The following is a 23,100-nucleotide window of genomic DNA, read 5'->3' on the forward strand; positions in this document are numbered from 1 at the left end:
ACTTAACCGGCGGCTCCGGGAGTCGGATCCGGGCCTCCGACTTCGGCGGAGACGGCGGGTGAAGGCGTGAACCCCTTGGCGATGAGCCGGACGGCCAGGGTCACTTCCCAGGCGAACACGGGGAGGGCCGCGAGCGACCCCGCCACGGAGACCTGCTCGTAGAGCCCGAACATCACGGCCGTCGCCGAGACGCAGATCAACGCGCCCCCGACCAGGCCCAGTACGGCGATGAACCGGGGCACGAGGCCCGAGCGGTACATCAACCACGCCAGAACCAGCGTGTTCGCGCCGAGGATGACGTTCGGCCCGAAGAGGAAGGTCCAGTCGTGGATCGCCACCAGGGTCTTGCCGACCGTGACGAGGGACGCCGCATCACCGCCCGAACCGCCCGAACCGCCCGAACCGCCCGAACCGTCCGCACCGCCCGCGAAGTTCCTCCTCAACGTCACCACCGACAGCACGCTGATGGTGCCGACGACGATGACGGCCGCTTCGAGGAGGCGGCCGCAGACGTAGCCCAGCGCTGCCCCTTCGTTCTGCCTCTTGATGACCGGAAACAGCGTGACCCCGGTGCCTATGACGGCCATCGCGAGGACGATCTCGAACAACGCCCCCAGGAACACCCGGGTGTCGGCGCCGGAACCGACCACGTAGTCCGCACCCCCGAGTACAGGGCCGTACAGCGCGAGCCCGGCGATCGCGCTGACCTCCGTGACTAGGAACAACGCGCCGGCGACGACGGCGATTTTTCTAGCTGAGTCCATCGGGACCCTCCCCATGTGCAGGTGTACGGCGTACACCTGCGCTCACGTTAGGTGTACGCCGTACACTCGTCAAGGCCGGATGCCGGGGCCGGTCCACGGCTGATCACAAGGAGCTGATCGATATGGGGCAGCAGACGGACACGGGACGCCGGGCCCCCCTGAGCAGGGACCGGGTGCTGCACGCCGCCGTCGCGCTCGCCGACGGCATCGGGATCGAAGCGCTCAGCATGCGCAAACTCGCGCAGGAGCTGGGCGTGGTGCCGATGGCGCTCTACAAGCACGTCGCCAACAAGGAGCAGCTCCTGGACGGCATGGTGGACGTCGTCGTCGGCGGGATCGACCCGCCGGCCCCCGGCGCCGACTGGAAGAGCGCGGTCCGGCAGCGGATCCTCTCGGCGCGGCGCACCCTCCTGGGCCACCCCTGGGCGGCTCAGGTGATCCAATCGCGGACCAGCCCCACACCGGTCGTGCTCGCGTACATGGACTCGGTGATCGGCATGTTCCGGACCGGCGGCTTCTCCGTCGACCTGACGCATCACGTGATGCACGCCCTGGGCAGCCGCATGCTCGGGTTCGCCCAGGAACTGTTCGACGACGCGCCGAGCCCCGACCCGGGCGTCACGGCCGCCGCGGCGACCGAGGCCGCGCGTCGATATCCCTACGTGACGGAGCTGGCCATGGCGGTGGCCCACGACGGGGAGTCCGTCGTCGGCCGAGGCTGTGACGACCAGTTCGAGTTCGAGTTCGCCCTGGACCTCCTCCTGGACGGCTTCGAACGGCTCCGGCGACAGGGGTGGACTTCAGGCAGGTGACGCCGCCCGCTGCTTGCTGCATGGGGACGGGGGGAAGAGGCTCTGGCCGCGACCAAGTTGAGCGCCCACACGTACCGGCAGCTGGCTCTCACTCGTCCGGATATCTAGAGCTGCTCGATGACGTGCTTCAGGCTCTGTCCGAGCCGCAAGGCGACGAGGACGGCGCAGCAGGCTGATGGGGCGATGAACGCCGTCCGCACGGCTGCGCCCTCGCTGTCGACCGTGGTCGGCGGCGAGGGCGCAGCCGTGCGGCGGGTGGCCCTACTTGTAGATCCGCAGGACTCGACCGATATCGCGGACGTGGCCCAGCCCTCGGAGCTCGTCGAGCGCGCCGTGCAGCGCGCGCTCGGTCGCAGGGAAGGTGATGAAGACGACGCGCGCCTGTGATTCCGAGCCGTGCTGGTCGACCTTGCGGATCGAGACGCCGTGCCGTGCGAACGCGCCCGTCACCTGGGACAGGACGCCCGGCGCCTCGTCGACCTCCGTGCGGAGGTAGTAGGAGTACACGAGGTCCTGCGTGGGCCGGATGGCCGCGGGGGAGCCGACGGGGACCCGACGGTGTGTGCCGCGGTGCAGGTGGTCCGCCGCAGCGACGACGTCACCCAGGATGGCCGACGCCGACGGACGCGGGCCGGCGCCGTGGCCGTAGAACATGAGCTCACCGGCGGCGGAGGTGGTGACGAACACCGCGTTGAAGCTGTCACGGACGCTCGCCAGCGGGTGGTCGCGCTCGATCAGGGCCGGGAACACCTGGGCCCCGATCTGCTCGCTTCCTTCCGGGCCGTCGGTGAACCGCTCGGCCACGGCGAGGAGCTTGATGTCGAACCCGAACTGTGCGGCCAGTTCGAAGTCTTCGAGGTCGAGACCGACGATGCCCTCCCGGGCGACGTCGTCGGCGACGACGGACCGGTTGAAGGCCAGCGACGCGAGGATGGCGACCTTGGACGCCGCGTCGTCGCCTTCGATGTCGGCGGTCGGGTCGGGCTCGGCCAGTCCCAGTTCCTGAGCGTTCGTCAGCGCCTCGTCGAAACTCAGGCCGTCGCTCATCATGCGGGTGAGGATGAAATTGGTGGTGCCGTTCACGATGCCGGCCACGCGCGTCACGTCCTCGCCCAGGAGCGACTCCCGGATCGGCCGCAGGATCGGCACCGCCGCCACCGCCGCGGCCTCGAAGAAGAGGTCGACTCCCGCCCGGTCCGCCGCGGCGAACAGTTCGGGACCGGCACTGCCGATGAGCTGCTTGTTGGCGGTCACGACCGGCTTGCCCGAGTTCAGCGCCGTGACGACCAGCTCGTCGACCGGTGTCACGCCACCGATCAATTCGACGACGATGTCGACGTCCTCCGCCTTGACGACGTCGAGCGGGTCTCCCGTGAAGAGATTCGGGTCCAGTTTCGGCGAGCGCGGTTTATCCGGATTGCGCACCGCGATCCGCACGAGATCGAGGGAAATTCCCGTCACGTCCTCGATCGCGGCGCGCCGCTCGACGAGCAACTCGGCGAAGGCCTCCCCGACCGTTCCGCACCCAAGCAGCCCAATTTTGACATGATTTACCATGCTGTGAATCGTACAGGCCTTGACCGTAAGTCAGATGGAATACGCGGGATTTCTCAGAGTGCGAGACGGTCGGGATGGTTATACCGGTTCGTAGTGCGGAAGATGGGTTCCGAAGCTGCGCCGGTAGTAGACCAACGGCGCCTTGTCGCCGGTCGATTCCGCGGCGTCGACGCGGCCGAGAACGATGACGTGGTCCCCACCGTCGACCAGGTCGACCACGGTCGAGGCTATCCAGGCCGGTGCGTGCGCAATGCGCGGGAGACCGCAGTCGACGCTCCAGCTCGTCCCGTAGAACTTGTCGACTCCGCCTTTGGCCGCGAATGCCATCGCCAGGTCGTCCTGGTCGGCGCCGAGGACATTGAGGCCGAAACGGCCGGACTCGCGGATTACCTCAAGGGTCTTCGACCTCCTGTCGAGAGCGATCAGAAGCATCGCGGGGTCGATCGAAAGCGACGAGAACGCGCTGACGGTCGCCCCGAAAGGCAGATCGCCGTCGGACATGACCGTCACGATCGACACGGGTGTGGCGACACAGGACATCACCTCCTTGAACAGGTCCTGCACCGCGGACTCAGTGGTGTTCATCGTCGCTGCCTTCCCGATACGCATACGCGGGGCGGACCCCCGTATTCACAAATGCCTCGTCCGTCGGATCCATCGCAAGGCCGAACCCCAGTCCGGGTATTTCCTCGAAGAACCACGACCTGAGGAGTTCACGGTATTCGGAGGAATCGAAGACCTCCTCGAGAGCCGCATCCACGGCGCGGACGAACTCATGGTCCTCGTGCCGCATCATGAATCCGTAGGACTCCCCGCCCAGCCGGACGTCGAGCAGCCTGATGCCCTCGTGCGCGGGCCCGCCGCCGAGGAGAGTCCTGAGGATCACCTCGTCCGCCACCATGGCGTCGATGTGCCCGTCGCCGACGAACGCGTCCCAGGCCGCGCCGATGGACGGCACGCCGACGAAGGTGAAATCGAAGCCGAGGTCCTTCTGGCCCTCCAGCGCGGCCTGGCTCGTCGAGCCCTGGATGCCGACCACGCGCAGCACCTTCGCCGGCGGCGGGTCCTCGCCGGCCTTCACCACGATGCGGTGAGAGGTACGGAATATCGGCAGGCTGAAGGCGTGCCGCGCGAGCCGCGCCTCCGTGATCGTCGTCGATCCGCACTCGATGTCGATGCTGCCCTCGGCGAGCATCCCCTCCCGCGTGGAGGAGGTCACCTCGACGGCCTCCAGCGGGGGGACCAGGTGCGCGCCGCCGAAGACCCTGGCGAACACCAGGTGCGCCAGATCGACGGCATAGCCGACGGGCCGGAACTCCTCGGTCGGTGCATACGAGAACGGCGGGGTGTTCCGTTGAAGACCCACGCGGATACTCGCGCTGTCACGTGCGCTACTGAACAACGGTGGCCACCTTTTCCGCGGAGTCCTGGAGCGCGAGCTCCTTCACGAGGTGCAACAGGGGTGTGGGATCCGTCAGCAGATACATGTGTCCGCCGGGAACGATCGACTGCGAGAAGTGCCGCGTCGTCAGTGACGCCCACCCGTCCATGACCCCGGGGGCCAGCAGGCGGTCCCCGTCGGCCGCCACGCAGTACAGGTCGACGGGCAGTGCGCGGGGGGCGAGCGCGGGGAACTCGCGGGACATCCACGCCAGATCCGCGGCCAGGGTGTCCGCGTAGAACTCGCCGACCGCGCGTGCCGAGACGCCGCCGACCGCCCCGAGGATCTCCACGGCGCTCTCGCAGCCGTCCCCCTGCGCGAACAGGCGGCCGGCCGCCTCGGGGTCGTACGGAGGCGGCGCCTGGGCGGAGAGCACCACCCGGACGCGGCGGCGGTAGACCGACCAGATCGCATCGGCCACCGCCCACGCGACGGTCGCCCCCATGCTGTGCCCGAGGAGTACGACGTCGTCGTACGGCATCGCGCAGATCCCTCGGGCGATCTCCACCGCGAGATCGTCCAGGTGGTCCGTGAGCGGTTCCCCTATGCGGTCCTCGCGCCCCTTGAGCTGGACCAGGACCACGTCCGTCGTCGGCGCGAGCACGTCCGCCCATCCCCGGAACGCGGACATTCCCCCGCCGGCGTGGTGGAAGCAGACGACCACGCGCCGATGCCCGTGGGAGTACCCCCTCAGGAGCCGCGTGCCGGTTGCCCGGACAGGCCGTGTCATCGGCCGCCCGTCCGCGACTCCGACGGCTCACGACCCGGCAGGGCGACCCGGCGGAGCCCCGTGCGGTACTGCGCGGCCAGGTCCCGGTACTCGGCAGCCGTCTCGTCCAGCACCGCCACGTCACTGTCGCTCAGCTTCATGAGGACGGACGCGGGGGTGCCCGCGATGAGGCTCCGGGGCGGGAGCAGCGGTCCGGCGCTCAGCACCACCCCCGCGGAGACCCGCGAACTCGCCCCGACCGAGACACCGTTCAGCAGGACCGCGCCGATGCCGACGACGGATCCGTCGCCGACCGAACAGCCGTGCAGCAGGGCGCCGTGGGCGACCGTCACGTCGCGGCCGACGATCAACGGATGGTCCGGGTCCGAGTGCAGCATCGAGTGGTCCTGGATGTTCGACCCCCGGCCGATGCGGACGCCCCCCTTGTCCCCGCGGATCGTCACGCCCGGCCAGAGGCTGACATCCGCCTCGATCTCCACGTCTCCGATGACCACCACGTCGTCGAACGCGTAGACGCTGGGGTGGATGCGCGGCTGGACGCCCTGGAAGCTGTACGTCTTCATCTGTCAGACCTCTTTCCGGAGAAGCGACGAGAGCCGGGCGAGGCTCTTCATGACGTCGTCCTTGGACACTCCGAAATCGACCAGGCAGGCGATCTCGTTCACCCCCATCGCGGAGAAGCCCTCCAGCGTCGTACGGGCTCGGTCCACGTCGCCGATGAGCGAACTCGACGAGACGTACCGCTGGAACACCATCTCGAGGAATTCGTCGTGGTCGTCGCCGAGGTTCTGCAACGTCCGGGACTTGTCCTGCGACTCGCTCTGCCCCGAGGTGGCGTGCTGGGAGACGAAGGAGCTGAGGTACCGGGTCAGGGCGGGCCGCACCCGGTCCACGGACTCCTCCGTGTCGACACCGACATACGTGTGCAGCATCAGGGAGACGACGCCGAGATCGGGATCGAGTCCCGCGCCGGCCCGCGCCTCACGGTAGATCTCGATCCTCTTCGCGAGTTCGGCCGGACCGAAGTTGATGAGCGCCGAAAGGACGTTCAGGCCGTTCTCGCCCGCGTACCGCCACGCGTCCGTGCTCTTCGACGAGGTCAGCCAGACGGGGAGTTCCGGCTGCACGGGGCGGGGGAAGGTCAGGATGTCGTGGACTTCTCCCAACGGATCGGTGCGCCCGGCCGGGGTTCCGCGCCACAGGCCCTGCAGCTGCTCCCGCGAGCGGCCCAGCACCTGCGCCCTGTCCTCGTAGCCGTCCGGGTTGAGGACGAAGTCCCGCGCGTGCCAGCCGGGCGCCAACGCGAGGTCCACCCGGCCGCCCGACAGGTTGTCGACGAGCGCCCACTCCTCCGCCACGCGCAGTACGTCGTGGAGGGGGAGGTTGATGCTTCCCGCACGGATGCGCACGTTCTCGGTGATCATCGCCAGTGCCGCGCCCAGTACGGACGGGTTGGGATAGGCGCCACCGACCTCGGTGAAGTGCCGCTCCGGGGTCCAGACCGCCGTGAAGCCGGCGCCGTCGACGAAGCGCGAGACGTCCAGCAGGAGGTCGTAGGGGTCGCTGTCCCCGCTCAGGCCGGAGAAGAAGATGACGCCCAGGTCGGGTATCGGCGCGGACGGCCGGCGTTCCTGCGGCGCGGGCCGCGGGTGCTGACCCGGCTCGGACGTCCGGAGTTCACCCGTCTCGGACGCGGCTGCCGAACCGGATTTCAGTTGCGCCTTCAGCCTCGCCAGCCGACCGGCGTCGAGGAAGGTGCTGTCAGACATTCACGGGCTCCTCAAGCAGCATGGCCCTCATCACGTTCGTGGTCGCCGAGATCGAGCTGTTCTCGTAGAAGTCCCGTACGGACAGGTCCAGTTCAAAGGTTTCGCGCAGCTTGTTGATCAGCTGGATCGCCATGAGCGAGTTCCCGCCGAGCTCGAAGAAGCCGAGGTCGTCGGCCGCGGTCGACTCGCCGAGGAAGCTCTCGAAGATCCGGCCGACGATCAGCCGGATCTCTTCCGTCGCCGCGTCGGCGCCGGTGCTTTCCACGGCCGTCGTCGCCGCCGCCGAGGAGGACGGTGCGTCCGCGGCCGCGACGCCCGCTCCCGGGGCCTGGACCGTGCTCGTCTCCGCGACGTCCGACCGGCCCTCGGCCTCGCAGCCACAGGCATCCGAGGGGGGAGCGGGCGTCGACTCCACCCAGTGGACCAGCTTCTCGAACGGGTAGGTCGGCAGGGACACCATCCGCCCCGCGCTCGCATAGGCCTCGATGCGTACCTCGGGGTCGGAAGCCCACCCGAAGGCGACGGCGTCCGCGAACGACTCGTCCTCGTGCTCCGGCTCACCCAGCGTCTGGGCGAGTTCCAGGGCCGAGGCCGTCTCCGGTCCGGCGTTGGCACGGATCAGGTTGCCCATGGACCGGCCGGAGCCGATCTCGACGAACCTCCGCGCGCCCAGCCCGAGCAGCGTCTCCACCGACCCGGCGAAGTCGACGCCCCGGATCAGGTGGTCCGCCCAGTAGTGCGGGTTCCGGGCCTCGTACCCAGTGAGGATCCGGCCGGTGATGTTCGACACCAGCGGGATCCGCGGCTCCTGGAGGTCGACGGTCTTCAGGAAGGCGAGGAACTCCTCCGCGGCACCGCGCATCAGCGGCGAGTGGAAGGCGTGCGAGGTGGCGAGCCTGTGGTGGGGGAAGCCCGCGTCCGCCGCCCTCGTGACCGCCTGCTCGATGCCCTCGTGGGTTCCGGACAGGACGAACTGCCGGGGGGAGTTGGTCGCCGCGACCACCAGGGCGCCCGCGTCGATCAGGTCGGCGAACGGATCCAGCCGGCCGACCGAGAGCATCGCTCCGGCGGCGCAGCGGGCCATGGCCCTCGCCCGTACCACCACCAGCTCCGCAGCCGTCCGCAGGTCGAACACGCCCGCCACCGTCGCGGCGACCACCTCCCCGAGGCTGTGCCCGAAGAGGTAGCGGGGCCTGACGCCCGCGTCGATGAGGGCCGTCGCCAGTGCGTACTCGACGGCGAACAGGAGGGGCTGCGCCACGGAGGTGTCGATGACGTCGTCGGCGCCGGGGGCGTCGGCCCGGCCGTCGGAGCGCAGGAAGCTCCGCAGGTCGAAGTCCGTGTGCTCGTTCACCGCGGCGACCGCTTCGTCGAGCCGGCGGGCGAAGGAGGCGTTCTTCGCGGCGAGTACGGAGCCCATGGCGCGACGCTGGGTTCCCTGCCCCGCGAAGACGAACGTGATCTCGTTCGAGTCCGTCTCGGTTCCCACGTGGTACCGCTCGGCCTTCAGCCGCGAGACCGCCTCCGTACGGTCCACCACGGCCAGCGAGGCGCGATGGGGGTGGAGCATCCTGCCCGTGCGCAGCGTGTGCGCGTATTCGGCCGGCGAGCCGTCGGTGTCCGCCGCGAGGTGCTTCGCCAGTTCGGCCGCCTGTCGCCGCAGTGCGTCTTCGGACCTCGCCGAGAAGGTGAGGATGCTCGGACCGGCGGCGGCCTCGGCGGGTACGGCGTGCACCGCCGGAGCCTTGTCGTAACTCCTGAGGATGACGTGGCCGTTGGTGCCGCCCATGCCGAAGGCGCTCACGCCGGCCCAGCGCGGGTGGTCCCCGTCGAGCGGCAGCCCCTCGGTGGTCACGAAGTAGCGTGAGCCGTCCAGTTCGAGCGCCGGGTTGACCTCCTTCACGTTCACCGTCGGGGGCACGTACTTGTGCTTCAGGACCAGCGCCGCCTTGATCAGGCCGATGATCCCGGCGGCGATGTTGAGGTGCCCGAAGTTGCCCTTGAGCGAGCCGATGCCGCACGGCTCGCCGTCGATGCCGTATGCCTGCTTGATCGCTTCGATCTCGATGGGGTCGCCGAGGGCCGTCCCCGTACCGTGCGCCTCGATGTACGTGATGTCCGTCTGCTTGGCGCCGGAGATCGCGAGTGCGTCGCTCAGGACACCGACCTGGCCCGACACGCTCGGAGCGGTGAAGCTGGCCTTCTGCGCTCCGTCGTTGTTGACCGCCGATCCGGCGATCACCGCCTGGATCTCGTCGCCGTCGGCCATCGCGTCGCGCAGCCGCTTCAGCAGGACGAGACCGAGGCCGTTGGTGAAGAGCGTTCCGTTGGCCTCGGCGTCGAACGGCCGGCAGGTGCCGTCCGGCGACAGCACGCCGCCGACCTGGTACCGGTATCCGGCGTGCTGCGGGACACGTACGTACACCGCGCCCGCGATCGCCGCGTCACATTCGTTCAGCAGCAGGCTCTGAACAGCGGAGTGGACGGCGACCAGGCCGGTCGAGCACGCGGTCTGCACGTTCACACTGGGGCCGCGCAGATTCAGCTTGTGGGAGATCCGCGTGGCCAGGAAGTCCTTGTCGTTGCCGTGGCGTACGACCATCTCGCCGAGCGAGTCGACGAGGTCCGGACGGTTCAGGACCCGGTAGAGGTAGGTGCTCATCCCCGACCCGGCGAAGACACCGATCCGCTGGTCGGTGCGGCGCGGATCGATGTTGGCCCGCTCCAGCAGCGAGACGGACTTCTCCAGCATGAGGCGCTGCTGGACGTCGAGGATGTCCGCTTCACGCGAGGAGTAGCCGAAGTACGTGGAGTCGAACTCCGAGAGGCCCTCCAGAACTCCGGCCCGCTTGACGTAGTCCGGCCGGGAGCTCTGACCGGCCGGGATCCCGGCAGCCGCCACTTCCGCATCCGTAAGATCCGTGATGACGCTCTCGGCGTCGACCAGCCTCTGCCAGAACTCGTCGACGTCCGCCGCCTGCGGAAGCCGGCATTCCATCGCGACGATCGCGATCAGGTCGTCGTCATCGCTTTGTATGTTCATCCTTGTCCCATCCAGTACAGGGGTGCTTGCTAGTGCTGTGGCCGGAAAGGTTTGCCGGGGCGCGGCTCCCCCAGCTACCGCTGGGAGGTGCCCCCAGGTGCGGTGCATCGCAAGGCGGAGGGCCGCGGCTCGTACTGGACGTACTTGCGCGGTCCGACAACGCTGCGAGGTGCCGTGCTTGGGGGTACCTCCCTGGGGGTCCCCCCGGACGGAGTCTGGGGGAGGTAGCCGGGGGAGCGTCGCGACCCGGTGAACCTTGCCGGTCACAGCACTAGAGATGACGGGAGCGCCTGGCCGACAGCACGCGACGCCGTGCGGCGGCGCGGGGAACGGCCCCCGCGGCGCTCGGCGCGTGACTGCCCGGGTCCTTCGTCATGTCTTCGAGGAATCGACGCTGAGCGTTGAAGGAGGCGTGCTCGAACAATCGGACGAGCGGAAAGCGGACGCCGAACTCGGCCTGGATCTCCGCATGGAGGACGACGATCCTCAGGGAGGTTCCGCCCACGCCGAAGAAGGTGGATTCGCGGTCGGTCAGCCGCGCGGCGCCGCCGCCCGCCACGGCGAGCCAGATCCGCTCCAGCCGGTCGGCCACCGACCCGGCCTTCCCGCCCGGATGTCCCGTGGAGACGGCGCGTCGGGCCCGGTCCTGGACATGGCTGCGGGCGACTTCCGCGAGCGTCTTGCGATCGACCTTCCCGTTGGGGAGCTTCGGCAGTTCGGGCACGAACAGGAACGCCGACGGGAGCATGGCACTCAGCAGGCGTACGTTCAGATACGCGCGGAGCTCTTGCTCGGCCGTCGCGTCGCCTTCCACGACCGCGACGATGACCTTGGTGAAACGGTCTTCCTGCGCACACACGAAGGCGTCGCGGACACTCGGGTGCGACTGGATCGCGGAGCGCACCTCCTGCAGCTCGATCCGGACACCCCCGATCTTGATCTGCTCGTCCGCGCGGCCGAGGATCTCCAGCTCTCCCTGCCCGGTTCGGCGACCGAGATCGCCCGTCGGATAGGCGGTGACGCGCTCCCCGCCGACGTGGACCTCCACTAAGGGCGACACGATCCGGCCGTCGACGAGATAGCCGTACGAGGGATGGTCCGCCGCGATGAAGATCTGGCCGACGGCATCGTCCGCGCAGAGCCGCTTGTCGTCGTCCAGGACGTAGCTCTTCGACCGCGGAAGGCTCCGGCCCACCGGTTGGATCCCGGAGGTCACGCTCCGCGGCACCCGGTAGAAGTGCTGAGCCAGCGTCGTCTCGGTCGGACCGTAGAGATTCACCACCTGGCAGTGCGGAAACAGGTCCCGCCAACGGCTCACGAGCGCGCCGTCCAGCGGCTCACCGGCGAAGAAGGCATGGCGGACGGTCGGTACCGGCTCGATCTCCGCGGGTCCGGCCGTCCACAGCTTGCCGAGCGAAGGGACCAGGTGCAGCCCCGTGATCTGCCGGCTCCGCAGGAATTCCAGAACGCCGACGGCATCGAGGTGCGGCTCATCCGGAATGCACAGGGTGGCGCCGGATATGAGGGGCGTCAGGGCGTCCCGGAACCAGACGTCGAACGACAGGTTGGTGAGGTGCGCGAAGCGGTCGTCCGGCCCGATGGAGAATTCGTCGGACTGCCACTGGAGGAACAGCGACAGGCCCGTGTGGCTGCCGATGATCGCTTTGGGCTTGCCCGTCGATCCGGAGGTGAAGGCGACATAGGCGTAGTCCGCGTCGTCGAGGACCACGGGGTCGGCCCGCAAGCTGATTCGCTGGTCGTCCGCGCAGGAGACGGTCGCCCGGACACCGCCGGAATCGAGCATGGTCTCACGCCGCATATCCGGCAGGGTTTCGTCGACGAGCATGACGATCGCGCCCGCCATCCACACGCCGAATACGGCCACGATCGCCGGCGTGCCACGGCGGCCGAGAATTCCGACGACATCGCCCTTCCCGATGCCCTGGGACTCCAGATCGACAGCCATTTTTCGGGCGCGCACCAGAAGATCGGAGAATGTGATCGACTCGGAGGAGGAGGTGATGGCGGTCGCGTGAGCGTATTTCTCGCACGCCCGCTGCAAAAGGGTGTGGACCGCCTGCACGGCTGTTCCTTCCATCTGATGAGGTTTCCTCACTGATCTGCCTCGGGTGAGGATTTCGTGTTCTCAGTGGGCCACGGACGCCGAATGGTGGGGACCGGCCCAGGCGCGGGGCCGGGCCGGCCCTCGAAGCGGCCGGTGTCAGCTGTGGGTCTGCTGGAACGTCGCCAGCACGACGGCGGCGACCATGAACAGCGCTCCGAAGACCTTGTTCAGGGTGTTGACCTGGCTCTCGGTCTTCAGGCGGAGGGCGACGCGGGACGCGAGTCCGGTGTATCCCGCCATCACCACGAGGTCCGTGAAGGCCATGGTCAAGGCGACTGCGAGGTACTGGGGAGTGAGCGGCAGTCCGGCGACGATGAACTGGGGGATCACCGCCAGCATGAAGATGTAGCCCTTGGGGTTGATCAGGTTCAGCGAAATGCCCTTGCCGATGATCTCAAGGGCGCCGATACGCGCCTTCTCCTTCTGGCCGAGAGTGATCGGCGACGCCTTGGACCGCCACTGCGACAGGCCGAGGTAGAACAGATAGGCAACGCCGGCCCACTTGAGCACGTTGAAGGCGATCGGCGACGCCTGGATCACCACCCCGAGCCCGACGACGACGGCGAGGAATACGGCCCACAGGCCGATCACCAGGCCGACCGCTCCCAGATAGCCGCGCCGGAAACCGTAGTTCAGGCCGTTCGACATAGAGAAAACAGAACCCGAACCCGGCGACAGGGAAAATATCCACGAAGCCGCGAAACAGGTTATCCAGACACTCATCGGCATGGCTCTGAGCCCTCCCCCTCATACGTTTATGTGCGACCACCGACACTTCTTCCGGCGATCGGCACGCAGCATATACAGGCCATGCCGTCCAGTAGAAAACCGGTCCAATATATGGATGCGGTATCAGTCATTCCGCCATCCGGGCGCAACAAAAGGCAGTCCCATGCATGGATACGGTGTAAGGCATTCCGGATTTAGTAAGAGCTTCAACGTCATCCGGTTGCCCGCGACGCCGTCACGGCAGGCGCAGTTCGTGATTCACGGCGCAATGCGTTCGGTGGAGTCGGCCACAGGAGTGGCGGCTCCGGATATACGTTCGGCGGACTCGGGGGCGGTGGACCCGGCGGATCCGGTGGACTCGGCAGGCCGGTGCGCCGGGCGCGGGGCACCATGGGCGGCGAGGATCCCGACGATGACGAGCCCGGCACCGAGGGGCTGGTTCCAGGTCAGTTGCTCGTCCAGCAGGACCACACCCGCCGTGACTCCGACCACGGGCGTGAGGTAGGTGACCGCAGCGGCGTTCACCGCGCCCCAGGCCTGGACGATGTTGTTGTTCCACAGATAGGCGAGACCGGTGCTCACCGCCCCCAGCGCCACCATGCTCAGCGTGATGCCCGTGTCGAGCCGTGGAGCGGACCGCGCCAGCCAGGGCGTGGCCGCCAGCATGATCAGCGCGCCGATCGCCACCTGGACGAAGGCGACGCTCACCGCCGGCAGTGCCCTGGGGGCGATGTGACGGCGTAAGTAGACGAAGGCGAAGCCGTAACAGGTGGTCGCTCCCAGGCAGGCGAGTTCGGCTCCCAGGTGGCCGCCGCCGGACAGGCCGCTCGCACCGATCAGCGTCAGCACTCCGAGGAACCCGGTGAGCAGGCCGGCCGTCCGGCGCCGGGTCAGCCGCTCGTCCGCGAGGGCGACCGTACTGACCACCAGCGTCAGCAGCGGAGTGGTCGCGTTGAGGATGCTCGCCATGCCGGACGCGAGGTGCTGCTCGGCCCAGGAGAAGAGCAGGAACGGCACCACGCACAGCAGGACGGCGACGACGCTGAGCCGGAGCCAGAGCCCCGGCTCCCGGGGAATCCGGCTGCGCGTCACGATCACGATCGCGGAGAGGGTCAGCGCGCCCAGCACCAAGCGCCCCCACACGACCTGACCGGGGGTCATGCCTGCCAGGGCGACCTTGATGAACAGGAAACTCGACCCCCACGCACAGGCGAGGGCGACGAACTGCGCGACGATTTTCGCACGCACGCCGACGTACCTCCTTCTCGGGCCGCGCGGCCCTCAGCGTCAGCCGTCAGTCGGCGGAGATGGGGGCCACGGTGGGCGCGACGATCCTCACGTAGTCCTCCGCGCTCATGACGACGGACCGGTCCAGCCGCCCGGCGTTGAAGGCGATCTCCTCGTAGGTTCCGAGGAAGTCCGCGTCCACGACCACGGGCAGGGCGGCCGTGAGCCAGAACGGCGGGATGGCTCCGATGACGCAGCCGGTCAGCTCCTCCGCCAGTTCCGCCGGTGCGAAGCCGCCCTTGCGGCCGGCGGCGGCGGCGACGATCTTCTTCATGTCCGCGCGCCGGTCGCCCCCCAGAACGGCGAGCACCGCGGGGGAGTCGATCCCCTTCACCCTGCACACCAGCGCCTTGGCGCCCTGCGACACGGTCGTGCCGCGCACCGCGGACACCTCTTCGGAGCGTCCCTCGGGGGCGTGCTCGATCGTGCGGTACTCGGCCTTCTCACGCTCGAGGAGGTCGATGATCTGCTCAAACGGACTCAACTGCGGGCTCCCAGGTGCTCTGTGTGCGGGTGCGGCGGAGCGGGGCCGCGTAGCGGCGCTCCAGCAGGCTGACGAACGTGTCGACGAACGGCGGTGGCGCGTCGGTCCAGGAGCGCCAGTCGCTGGTCGCTTCGGCAAGATAGGACATGCGGCGCATGTGCTTCCACGTCCCCGTACCCGTAGGAGCGGTGGGGTCCACGGGGACGTGGGCGCGCAGCGCTTCGAGGTAGTCGGAGTAGATCCCGCTGCCGAAGTTCACCCGGGCGACGCCGTGCGACGGGAGGACCGAGAGGTCGACCCTGGAGAGTGAACTGCCGCCGTGCACGACCAGTCCCCGGCCGCTCTCCTTCAGCGTCCCCACCAGGGTCCGGATGAGCCCGTGGTCGATGACGGCGTGCCGGTGCTCCCGCGCGGGCTCGGTGTGGAAGACCTCCTCCCACAGCTGCGCCTTGCGCCGGGCCTTCTCCAGCCGCCGCTCCAGCCACTCCCTCTCGAGGACGTCCAGCAGCGGCCGCCGGAAGACGGGGACGGCGGCGCGGGCATCGCGGAGCACCGAGTGGAGCTGCTCCTCCTCGTCGCCGTCCATCGCTCGGCGGGCCAGGGCGGCGACCAGGCGGTGCTCGGCCGAGTGGGCGGGAAACCCGACGTCCGTCAGGGATGCCACGACCCGGGTGCACGCCTCGGCGAAGGCGTGCAGGTCGCCCTCCGAGGCGCGGTCGTCCAGCAGGCCGATCTCGGCCAGCGACCGGCGGGTGGAGGCGAAGCCGTAGTCGAAGCTGTGGAACTGGCCCACGTGACCCCCGATGAAGTCGAGGTCCGTGTCCTCGACGAAGCGGGTGAAGTCGGCTTCGGTCGTCTTGGACCACTTGCGCAGTCCCGCGCTGTCAATGGCCCCGATCTCGCCCTCGACGAGTACGCCGTACTGGCGCGCCAGCGCCGTGGCCGCGTTGGTGAACAGCACGTTCTGGTGCAGCGTACGGCCGGACCCGTCGGCCATGACCGAGTCGAATCCCGCCTCGCAGGCCGCGCGGACGACCTCGTAGTCATCCGCGTGGTCCAGGTGCAGGCGCAGACGTGAGCCGAGCTCGGCGTTGAGCCGGTCGACGTCCCGCTTCAGCGTACGGAAGACCTCGGTGACGGCTGCGAGCGGACCCTCGCCCGCGGTCGGCGCGATGAACAGCAGCGCTTCCTGCGGCGAGATCTCGCAGTAGACCTCCTGCCGCGTCCGCGCGGAGAGCAGGGCGAAGGGCAGCAGCATGGACGGATGCTTGACGTTGAAGTTCGGCACGCTGCCCGCCCAGCGTCCGGGCCGTGTGTCGACGGTGGCGGCCACCGCGGCGGGACGTCTGTTGCGCAGTTCCCAGTGGACCTCCCGGCGGACGCGCTGCACCTCTTCCACGAAGGCGTGCAGATCGGTGTCGCCGGGAGCCAGGATCCGCACCAGCGGGGGCAGGGTGCGCGGATCCAGTGCCGCACGGTCCTCGACCACGAAGACGATCCCGAGCGTCGGATCGCTTCGCCGCAGCGCCTCGGTCCGGCGCGCGACCCAGGTCATCGCGGCGAGGCCGCTGACCGGCAGCTCCTCGCACACGACGGCCACGGACTGGGCGGCGAGCGTGTCGAGCACGCGCTCGGGGGACAACCGGCCGTCCGCGATGATGGCCCGTATCCCGAGCCGTGACAGGAGCAGTCGGGCCCACTCGGTGTTCCAGACGTCCGCGTCGACCACGGCGTGCGGGGTGTCGCCGCGCCGACCGGCCGTGCCCGGCACCGGGTTCACCGCAGCACCTCGGCCAGCAGCGTCTGCGCGGCGGGGGAGTCGGCGTAGTGGTCGAAGGAGTAGGCGAGTCGGTCGAGGGTGTGGTGCTGGAGCAGGTCGGCGACCTCGGCCCGGACCGCCGCGGGCTCGGCCCGGCCCAGCACCACCCTGGCCACCAGCCGGGCCACCTCGTGCATCGCCGCCTCGCCGAGTCCGCGCCGGGTCATCGCCTGCACGCCGAGCCGCAGGCCGTGCAGTCCGTTGCTGCCCGGCACCTCGATGTTGGTGGTACGGATGCCGGCCAGGGCCAGGTCCCCGAGGGACAGCCGCAGCGCGTCGGAGGCCGATCCGGTGATGACGTGGACCTGGTGGGTCTCGGTGAACCCGAAGGACTCCCCGGAGACGCGCACTCCCTCCTCGTGCAGCGCGGTGGCCAGCGCCTTGGCGTTGGCGACGATCTGGCGTGCGTAGTCGTGGCCGTAGAGGGACATCTCCGAGAGGGCCACGTACATGGGCGCGATCAGCTCGGCGTGGGAGTTGCTCTGCATCTGCGGGCAGACCCAGTCCGAGACCGCCCGCAGTTTCGGATGGTCGGCGTCCCGGAAGGCGATGTAGGCCTTCTGCGGCCCGGGGATGGTCTTGTGGGTGTTCCCGTGTACCGCGTCCGCGCCGAGCAGCGTCGGCTGCGGCAGCACTCCGCCCGCGATCAGGGCGCCGTCGTGGCTGGCGTCGTAGGCGAGGAACACGCCTTCGGGAAGGGCGGCCCTGATCTGCGCCAACGGCTGCCAGCGCAGTTTGAACGACTGGTCGAGCAGGACGAGTTTGATCTCCGGATGTTCCTTCACCAGGGTGGCGAGGCGGTCCACGTCGATGAGGAGGGTCCGGTCCACCATCGGGAGGTGGTACGTGTTGATGCCCGCGACGGTGGCCAGCGACTCCAGGGCGAAGTGGCCGCCGTCCTTGTGCGCGAAGTGCACGTAGCCGTCACCCCGTCCGCAGGTGCCCAGCAGGACGGCCTGCTCCGCCACCGACCCTCCGTTGGGGCGCCAGTCGAAGGAGGCCGCCTCGAAGAGCTGCTTCCCGATGCCCGTCAGCTTCGCCACCAGTGATGCCATGGCCCCCGAGTCGGGGAAGGCCCATTCACCGGGGGTGGAGGGGTACGGCGGGGCGAACTCGTAGAACCCGCCCTGCAAACCGCTGCCGAGCATCCGCACCAGCCTGCTCGGGTAGTTCTCGCTGGCGGTGAGGCTCAGGTGCTGGTCCCGGTAGGTGTTGTCGAGAACGAAGTCCGAGGCCAGACGCTCCATGGCGTCCGACACCCAGCCGTCGGCCCACACCTCCCCCAACGCATAGGGAGAAGACGAGACCACAGGGGTCTCGGTGGTGAGTTCGGACGACTGGTCGAGCCGCCCGGCCTCTTCGACCAGGGCGACGACGCCCCCGTTGTGTTCCGCTACGCGCATGATCAAACGCCCCCCATGCATGCCTGCCGAGCCTCGATGACCGGCAGCAACCGATGAGAAACAGGACGTGGGAAGGAGCAACATCCGAGCACGACACTGTGCAGGACTGTATGTCTGGCCAGTACCACTGGCGCCGGACGAAGCCGGAACTAGACATTCAAGGGGACCGCATCCGAACGTGGCTGTACCACGTGCGATGCACACTCGCGTACGAGCTCCCCCGTGCATCCCTTCCGAGGATCGTCCCGGAAACACGCGCACGCTAACAGCGATCACTGTCCCCGTCAAAGATCTTCTGCGGAGGTGGACATTCCTTCTGATGAACCGTCAGTTCTTGGGTCAGTGTGCGGACATGAGGTGGCCGGCGCCCGTCGTCCGGCTCGCTGACCTGCTTCCCTTCCGCGCTGTTCTGTGAGGGGCGGGGGCCTTGGCCGGGCGGTCGGGGCGGCCGGGCGGGCAGCGAGGCCTGTTCGGCGGCGGCACGTACCTGGTCGGTGGTCACGAAGCTGACGCCCGCCCCCAAGGAGGATGCCGACCCCGAGGATGCCCATCGCCACGGCGAAGGACGCGTCGTCGATCTCGGGATCGATGGTGGAGACGAGCCACAGGAAGCCCGAGCAGCACCAGGAGTGCCGAACGCACCACGGTGCGTGGTGACGCCACCTCCTTGATCCACCGGATGAAACACAGGATGACCGCGACGAGGACCACTTCGGCGGCGAAGACGAGCCGCCACGTCAGGTACGTCGTCACCCAGCCGCCGACCAGCGGTCCCACCGCGATGCCCGCGCCGGCCAGACCGCCGATGGCGCCGGTCGGAGACAGGGCGGTGATCGCGGAGCCCGTCGCGTAGAGGACGAGTCCGACGGCGAACATGCGGCATCGGCGAGCAGCAGCCGTTCCCTGGGGCGCGCGAAGCCTTCCGCCGGTGCGATGCTGGAAGGAAAGGGGAGGATCGAGAGCAAGGGAGGTACGACGTGCCTGGTCTTCTTCGAGGAGTAGCGCGCACCGCAGTGGTGGCCGGTACGGCAACGGCGGTTTCCAATCGGGTCTCGCGGCGCCAGGCGGGCCGGTGGGCCGCGCAGGACACTCCAGCCGCTGAGCAGCAGGACGCCGCCCCCGCACCCGCACCCGCTGCTGCGCCACCGGTGGCCGATGACATGAGCAGCAGGATCGATCAGCTGAAGGAACTCGGAGCGTTGAAGGAGCAAGGACTCCTGACCGAGGCGGAGTTCGCGGAGCAGAAGAGAAAGATCCTCGGCACGTGACCCCTCCGGTCGTGCCGACCGGATCCGTACACCCTCCTCCGGAGGCCGGGACAGCGTCCCGGCCTCCGGCTACGTGAGGGGATAGCGGCCGCGCACCGACGACCCGGTCATCCCGTGGCCGGCGGCCCGCCGTTCTCGTCGGCCTCCTCCGCGTCGATGGAGGCCAGCAGGGCCTGCACGGGAATGCGGCCGCTCGCCACCAACTGCGCGCCGCTGCGCCGCAGGGCTACGGCGAAGGGGGCCGCCCAGCGGTTCTCGTACACCAGGATCGCGGCCGCGTTGCCCGGCTGCAGGGCGTTGCCCGCCTCGTCGAGGTCGTCCTGGCCCAGCAGTTCGGAGGAGGCGCCTTCGAAGACGGACAGGGTGAGCGTGCTCTCGCCGTCCCCGGCTTCCGAGAGCTCCATGGCGGTGACCGTCCCGTCGGCGTCCTTCCGTACGAAGCGGAGGTCGAGGAGGCGGATGATGCCCTTGTCCACGAGGTCGACCAGCAGGGGGAACGCCTCGCCCGTCATCTTGTTTCCCGGGAACTCGACGATCACGTAGTCGACGGGGCCCATTTCTTCGATGTTGTCGGTCATGAGCGCTCCTAAGCGGTGCTTGCGGTCCGGTCGAGTTCGGTGTCGAGTGCGAGTGCCGCGGCGATGAGGGCGAGGTGGGTGAAGGCCTGCGGGAAGTTGCCGAGCTGCTCGCCGGTGAGGCCGACCTCCTCGGCGAAGAGCCCGACGTGGTTGGCGTAGGTGAGCATCTTGTCGAAGGCGTAGCGGGCCTGATGGACCCGGCCGGCCCTGGCGAGGGCGTAGACGTACAGGAAGGTGCACAGGGAGAAGGTGCCCTCGGACCCCTGCAGGCCGTCGGGGGAGGCGGCGGGGTCATAGCGGTAGACGAGGCTGTCGGAGACGAGTTCTCTGTCCATGGCGTCGAGGGTCGAGAGCCAGCGCGGGTCCTTGGGGGCGATGAAGCCGACGAGCGGCATCATCAGCAGGGAGGCGTCCAGGACGGCGCTGCCGTAGTGCTGGACGAAGGCCCCGCGTTCCTCGCTCCAGCCGCTGGTCATGATCTGTTCGAGGATCGCGTCGCGCGCCGCGGTCCAGCGGGTCAGGTCGGCCGGGCGGGCGTTGGCCGAGGCCTGGCGGATGCCGCGGTCGAAGGCGACCCAGCACATGAGCCGGCTGTAGGTGAAGTCCTTCTGGCCGCCGCGGGTCTCCCAGATGCCCTCGTCGGGGCGGTCCCAGTGGTCGCAGAGCCAGTCCAGCAGGGCCGCGGAGCGCTGCCAGTCGTCGTAGCCGACGACACCGCTGACCTGGCCGGTCTGGGCCAGGGCGTAGACGGCCTCGCCGTAGATGTCCATCTGCAGCTGGTCGGCGGCGCCGTTGCCCACGCGCACCGGGGCGGATGCCTGCCAGCCCTCCAGGTGGTCGAGGACCTCCTCGGACAGGTGCGGGTCGCCGTCGACGCGGTACATGATCTGCAGGGGTTCGCCGTTGGGCGCCCCGCCGTCCCTCAGGCGCTCTATGAGCCAGCCGCGGAAGGCGTTCGCTTCCTCGATGAAGCCGAGCTCGCGCATGGCACGCACCGCGAGGGAGGCGTCACGGACCCAGGTGTAGCGGTAGTCCCAGTTGCGCTCGCCGCCCACCTGCTCGGGCAGCCCCATGGTCGCGGCCGCGATCGGCGCCCCCGTGGGCGCGTACGTCATGAGCTTGAGGGTGATGGCGGACCGGTTGACCGTCTCCTGCCACCGGCCGCGGTAGGTGCAGCGTCCGATCCAGCCGTGCCAGAACTCGCGCACGGCGTTGAACTCCTCCGCCACGGCATCCGCGGTCGGCGCCGGCGGGGCCGCGCTGTCGGCGTCACAGACGGTCAGCAGGGCGGCCGCGCGTTCCCCCTCGGCCAGGGTCACGGTGGCCCGCACATCCCTCTCGTCGGCCTCCAGGGCCATGGGGCCCAGGGCTTGCAGGTGTGCGGTGACGCCCGGTCCGTCGAAGCGTGCGGTGGCGCCGTCGACGGTCAGGTCGTGCGGCGCCCGGCCGTAGTCGAAGCGCGGCCGGCATTCCAGCGTGAAGCGCACGGTCCCGCGCACCACACGCAGGACCCGCACCACTTGGTGCCGGTCGGTGGCGGCGTGCGGCGCGTGGACGGGCATGAAGTCGATGACCTCGCCGACGCCTTCGTGGGTGAGGAAACGGGTGATGAGGACGGCGGTGTCGGCGAGGTAGAGCTGGCGGGTGACGACCTCGGCGTTCCTCGCGGGCTCGCCTTCGGCGACATCGGGCGCGTCCGCGGTGACCGCGAAGTATCCGCCGCGGTCGTGGTCGAGCAAGCCGGCGAAGATGCTGGGTGAGTCGAAGCGAGGCGAGCAGAACCAGTTGAGCACGCCCTCGGACGAGACGAGCGCGCAGGTCTGCAGGTCTCCGATCATGCCGTGCTCGGCGACCGGCGGGTAGGCGCGCATCGGTCCTCCAAGGTGGGCTGTCGCTGCCCGGCCGGGCAGCGACAGGAGGTGCGGCGGGCGGTTGCCGGGCAGGCCGGACCTGCCTCAGGCCGAGAGGAGCTTGGCTTTGGCTGTCTCGTACTCGGCCGCCGTGATGTCGCCGCGGTCCTTGAGCTCGGCCAGCTTGGACAGTTCCTCGACGTGGCTGGTGGTCCCGGCGCTCTCGCGCACGTAGGAGCGGAAGGCCTGCTCCTGGTCCTGGGCCCGCCTCAGCTCGCGTTCGCCCATTCCGCGCCCCCGGGCGATCAGATAGACGAAGACGCCCAGGAAGGGCAGCAGGATGACGAAGACGGTCCATCCCGCTTTGCCCCAGCCGCTCAGGTCGTCGTCACGGAAGATGTCTCCGATGACGCGGAAGAGCAGCATGAACCAGAGCACCCACAGGAAGATGAGCATCATGGTCCAGAACATGTTCAGCAGGGGGTAGTCGTACGCCAGGTAGAGCATCGAGTCCTGCATGGCCAGGTCTCCTGTCGATAGTCATTCACCGCGTCAGGCGGGCACCGGGGCGAAGGGGTGCAGTGAGTCCGCGCCGGGTTGTACGAGGCCGTAGGTGCTCTCCGGTACCTCGTTCCAGGCGCCTGGCAGGTCACCGAGGGGTTCGGACACGACGAGACGGGTCTCATCGGACACTTCCTGCAGGAAGGCCATATCGGGGTGCAGTCTGCGCAGGGCGTCCACCCGGCTGCTGTAGAACAGCGACCGGGAAGCGCCCTGGGTGGAGTAGCGGAAGGCCCACACGCGTTCGCCGTCGGTCACGGCGAGCGTCATCTGGAGCGGGAACTCCACGCCGTGTTCGCGCCCGGCGCGCTCCACCACCCCGGCCATTCGGGCCACGGCGGCCGGCGGGTCCTGGTCCAGGCCGAAGGTGAGGGCCAGGTAGAACATCACCTCGGAGTCCGTCGTTCCCTCGATGTCGGCGAACAGGGCGGGGTCGACGAGCAGACAGAGGTCCCGGCGCATGAGGTGGAAACCTGAGATGCCGCCGTTGTGCATGAACATCCAACGGCCGTGCCGGAACGGGTGGCAGTTCGACTGCTGTACCGCCGTACCGGTCGACGCCCGGATATGGGCGAAGAACAACGGGGAGCGGACATGGTCCGCGATTTCCCGCAGGTTGCGGTTGTTCCACGCGGGGCCGACGTCCCTGAGGAGCGCCGGAGTGCTGTTGTCGTCCTCCGTGTACCACCCGACGCCGAAGCCGTCGCCGTTCGTCGTCTCCACACCCAGCTTCGAGTGCAGGCTCTGGTCGATCAGCGAGTGGGCCGGTTTGTACAGGATGGTGTCCAGCAGCATGGGCGTTCCCGAGTAGGCGAGCCATCGGCACATACGCGATCACCTGTGTTCCTACTGCACCGCGGGAGGTACCAGTACGTTCCCG

20 protein-coding genes and 1 pseudogene are annotated in these 23,100 nt (G+C 68.9%); 2 read left to right on the forward strand and 19 right to left on the reverse strand.

Features of this window, described 5'->3' with window-relative positions; genetic code table 11:
• Positions 1 to 2: 2 nt before the first annotated feature.
• The gene (locus ACGFYQ_RS11135) at positions 3 to 800 is read right to left on the reverse strand and encodes a DUF4386 domain-containing protein (protein ID WP_393742331.1); all 798 of its coding nucleotides are present in this window, start codon (positions 798 to 800) and stop codon (positions 3 to 5) included.
• A gap of 86 nt (positions 801 to 886) precedes the next feature.
• Here ACGFYQ_RS11135 and ACGFYQ_RS11140 point away from each other — a divergent pair, with 86 nt between their 5' ends.
• Positions 887 to 1,576 carry a TetR/AcrR family transcriptional regulator gene (locus tag ACGFYQ_RS11140; RefSeq protein ID WP_393742333.1) on the forward strand — a complete coding sequence of 230 codons (690 nt, stop codon included), beginning with the start codon at positions 887 to 889 and terminating at the stop codon, positions 1,574 to 1,576.
• A gap of 261 nt (positions 1,577 to 1,837) precedes the next feature.
• Here the strand turns inward: ACGFYQ_RS11140 and ACGFYQ_RS11145 are convergent, their stop codons facing one another.
• From ACGFYQ_RS11145 to ACGFYQ_RS11210, 14 genes and pseudogenes are all read right to left on the reverse strand, one after another.
• A complete protein-coding gene (locus ACGFYQ_RS11145) occupies positions 1,838 to 3,133 on the reverse strand; it encodes a homoserine dehydrogenase (protein ID WP_393742336.1) in 1,296 nt (431 codons plus the stop codon).
• Positions 3,134 to 3,211: 78 nt separating this feature from the next.
• Positions 3,212 to 3,718, reverse strand: coding sequence for a flavin reductase family protein (locus tag ACGFYQ_RS11150; protein ID WP_393742338.1), 507 nt, complete (start codon positions 3,716 to 3,718; stop codon positions 3,212 to 3,214).
• The gene (locus tag ACGFYQ_RS11155) at positions 3,705 to 4,499 is read right to left on the reverse strand and encodes a substrate-binding periplasmic protein (RefSeq protein WP_393742340.1); all 795 of its coding nucleotides are present in this window, start codon (positions 4,497 to 4,499) and stop codon (positions 3,705 to 3,707) included. Before ACGFYQ_RS11155 ends, ACGFYQ_RS11150 begins: the two co-directional genes overlap by 14 nt.
• A gap of 25 nt (positions 4,500 to 4,524) precedes the next feature.
• Positions 4,525 to 5,304 carry a thioesterase II family protein gene (locus tag ACGFYQ_RS11160; RefSeq protein ID WP_393742342.1) on the reverse strand — a complete coding sequence of 260 codons (780 nt, stop codon included), beginning with the start codon at positions 5,302 to 5,304 and terminating at the stop codon, positions 4,525 to 4,527.
• Positions 5,301 to 5,867, reverse strand: a complete 567-nt coding sequence (locus ACGFYQ_RS11165) for a gamma carbonic anhydrase family protein (protein ID WP_393742344.1) — start codon at positions 5,865 to 5,867, stop codon at positions 5,301 to 5,303. Before ACGFYQ_RS11165 ends, ACGFYQ_RS11160 begins: the two co-directional genes overlap by 4 nt.
• Before the next feature lie 3 nt (positions 5,868 to 5,870).
• Entirely contained in the window at positions 5,871 to 7,073 is a 1,203-nt protein-coding gene (locus ACGFYQ_RS11170; protein ID WP_393742346.1) for a MupA/Atu3671 family FMN-dependent luciferase-like monooxygenase, read from the reverse strand.
• Positions 7,066 to 10,116, reverse strand: a complete 3,051-nt coding sequence (locus ACGFYQ_RS11175; protein WP_393742348.1) for a beta-ketoacyl synthase N-terminal-like domain-containing protein — start codon at positions 10,114 to 10,116, stop codon at positions 7,066 to 7,068. The genes ACGFYQ_RS11170 and ACGFYQ_RS11175 overlap by 8 nt, the downstream gene beginning before the upstream one ends.
• Positions 10,117 to 10,387: 271 nt before the next feature.
• Positions 10,388 to 12,214, reverse strand: a complete 1,827-nt coding sequence (locus ACGFYQ_RS11180; RefSeq protein WP_393742350.1) for a non-ribosomal peptide synthetase — start codon at positions 12,212 to 12,214, stop codon at positions 10,388 to 10,390.
• Between the two features lie 123 nt (positions 12,215 to 12,337).
• Positions 12,338 to 12,970, reverse strand: a complete 633-nt coding sequence (locus ACGFYQ_RS11185) for a LysE family transporter (protein WP_393742352.1) — start codon at positions 12,968 to 12,970, stop codon at positions 12,338 to 12,340.
• A 258-nt stretch (positions 12,971 to 13,228) separates the two neighbouring features.
• Positions 13,229 to 14,218, reverse strand: a complete 990-nt coding sequence (locus ACGFYQ_RS11190) for a DMT family transporter (protein WP_393742354.1) — start codon at positions 14,216 to 14,218, stop codon at positions 13,229 to 13,231.
• A 46-nt stretch (positions 14,219 to 14,264) separates the two neighbouring features.
• Positions 14,265 to 14,741 carry a YbaK/EbsC family protein gene (locus tag ACGFYQ_RS11195; protein WP_393742356.1) on the reverse strand — a complete coding sequence of 159 codons (477 nt, stop codon included), beginning with the start codon at positions 14,739 to 14,741 and terminating at the stop codon, positions 14,265 to 14,267.
• Positions 14,728 to 16,521 (reverse strand): class II fructose-bisphosphate aldolase, encoded by a 1,794-nt coding sequence (locus ACGFYQ_RS11200; RefSeq protein ID WP_393742358.1) that lies wholly within the window; start codon positions 16,519 to 16,521, stop codon positions 14,728 to 14,730. Before ACGFYQ_RS11200 ends, ACGFYQ_RS11195 begins: the two co-directional genes overlap by 14 nt.
• Positions 16,518 to 17,963, reverse strand: coding sequence for a hypothetical protein (locus ACGFYQ_RS11205; protein ID WP_393742360.1), 1,446 nt, complete (start codon positions 17,961 to 17,963; stop codon positions 16,518 to 16,520). The genes ACGFYQ_RS11200 and ACGFYQ_RS11205 overlap by 4 nt, the downstream gene beginning before the upstream one ends.
• Positions 17,964 to 18,623: 660 nt before the next feature.
• Positions 18,624 to 18,890 (reverse strand): annotated as a pseudogene (locus tag ACGFYQ_RS11210) (MFS transporter); the annotation flags it as partial.
• A 50-nt stretch (positions 18,891 to 18,940) separates the two neighbouring features.
• Here ACGFYQ_RS11210 and ACGFYQ_RS11215 point away from each other — a divergent pair.
• Positions 18,941 to 19,231: an SHOCT domain-containing protein gene (locus ACGFYQ_RS11215; RefSeq protein ID WP_393742362.1), complete on the forward strand. Its 291-nt coding sequence runs from the start codon at positions 18,941 to 18,943 to the stop codon at positions 19,229 to 19,231.
• A 107-nt stretch (positions 19,232 to 19,338) separates the two neighbouring features.
• Here the strand turns inward: ACGFYQ_RS11215 and ACGFYQ_RS11220 are convergent, their stop codons facing one another.
• The 4 genes from ACGFYQ_RS11220 to ACGFYQ_RS11235 all read right to left on the reverse strand — a co-directional run bounded on the left by ACGFYQ_RS11220 (position 19,339) and on the right by ACGFYQ_RS11235 (position 23,048).
• Positions 19,339 to 19,809, reverse strand: coding sequence for a DUF6325 family protein (locus ACGFYQ_RS11220; RefSeq protein WP_393742364.1), 471 nt, complete (start codon positions 19,807 to 19,809; stop codon positions 19,339 to 19,341).
• 8 nt (positions 19,810 to 19,817) lie between these two features.
• Complete coding sequence (locus ACGFYQ_RS11225; protein ID WP_393742366.1) at positions 19,818 to 21,680, reverse strand: glycoside hydrolase family 15 protein; 1,863 nt, start codon at positions 21,678 to 21,680, stop codon at positions 19,818 to 19,820.
• 84 nt (positions 21,681 to 21,764) lie between these two features.
• Complete coding sequence (locus ACGFYQ_RS11230; protein ID WP_393742368.1) at positions 21,765 to 22,178, reverse strand: SHOCT domain-containing protein; 414 nt, start codon at positions 22,176 to 22,178, stop codon at positions 21,765 to 21,767.
• Positions 22,179 to 22,211: 33 nt separating this feature from the next.
• Entirely contained in the window at positions 22,212 to 23,048 is an 837-nt protein-coding gene (locus ACGFYQ_RS11235) for a class II glutamine amidotransferase (RefSeq protein ID WP_393742370.1), read from the reverse strand.
• Positions 23,049 to 23,100: the final 52 nt, after the last annotated feature.

It is taken from the genome of Streptomyces sp. NPDC048258, from assembly GCF_043201995.1.
Classification (GTDB): Bacteria; Actinomycetota; Actinomycetes; order Streptomycetales; family Streptomycetaceae; genus Streptomyces.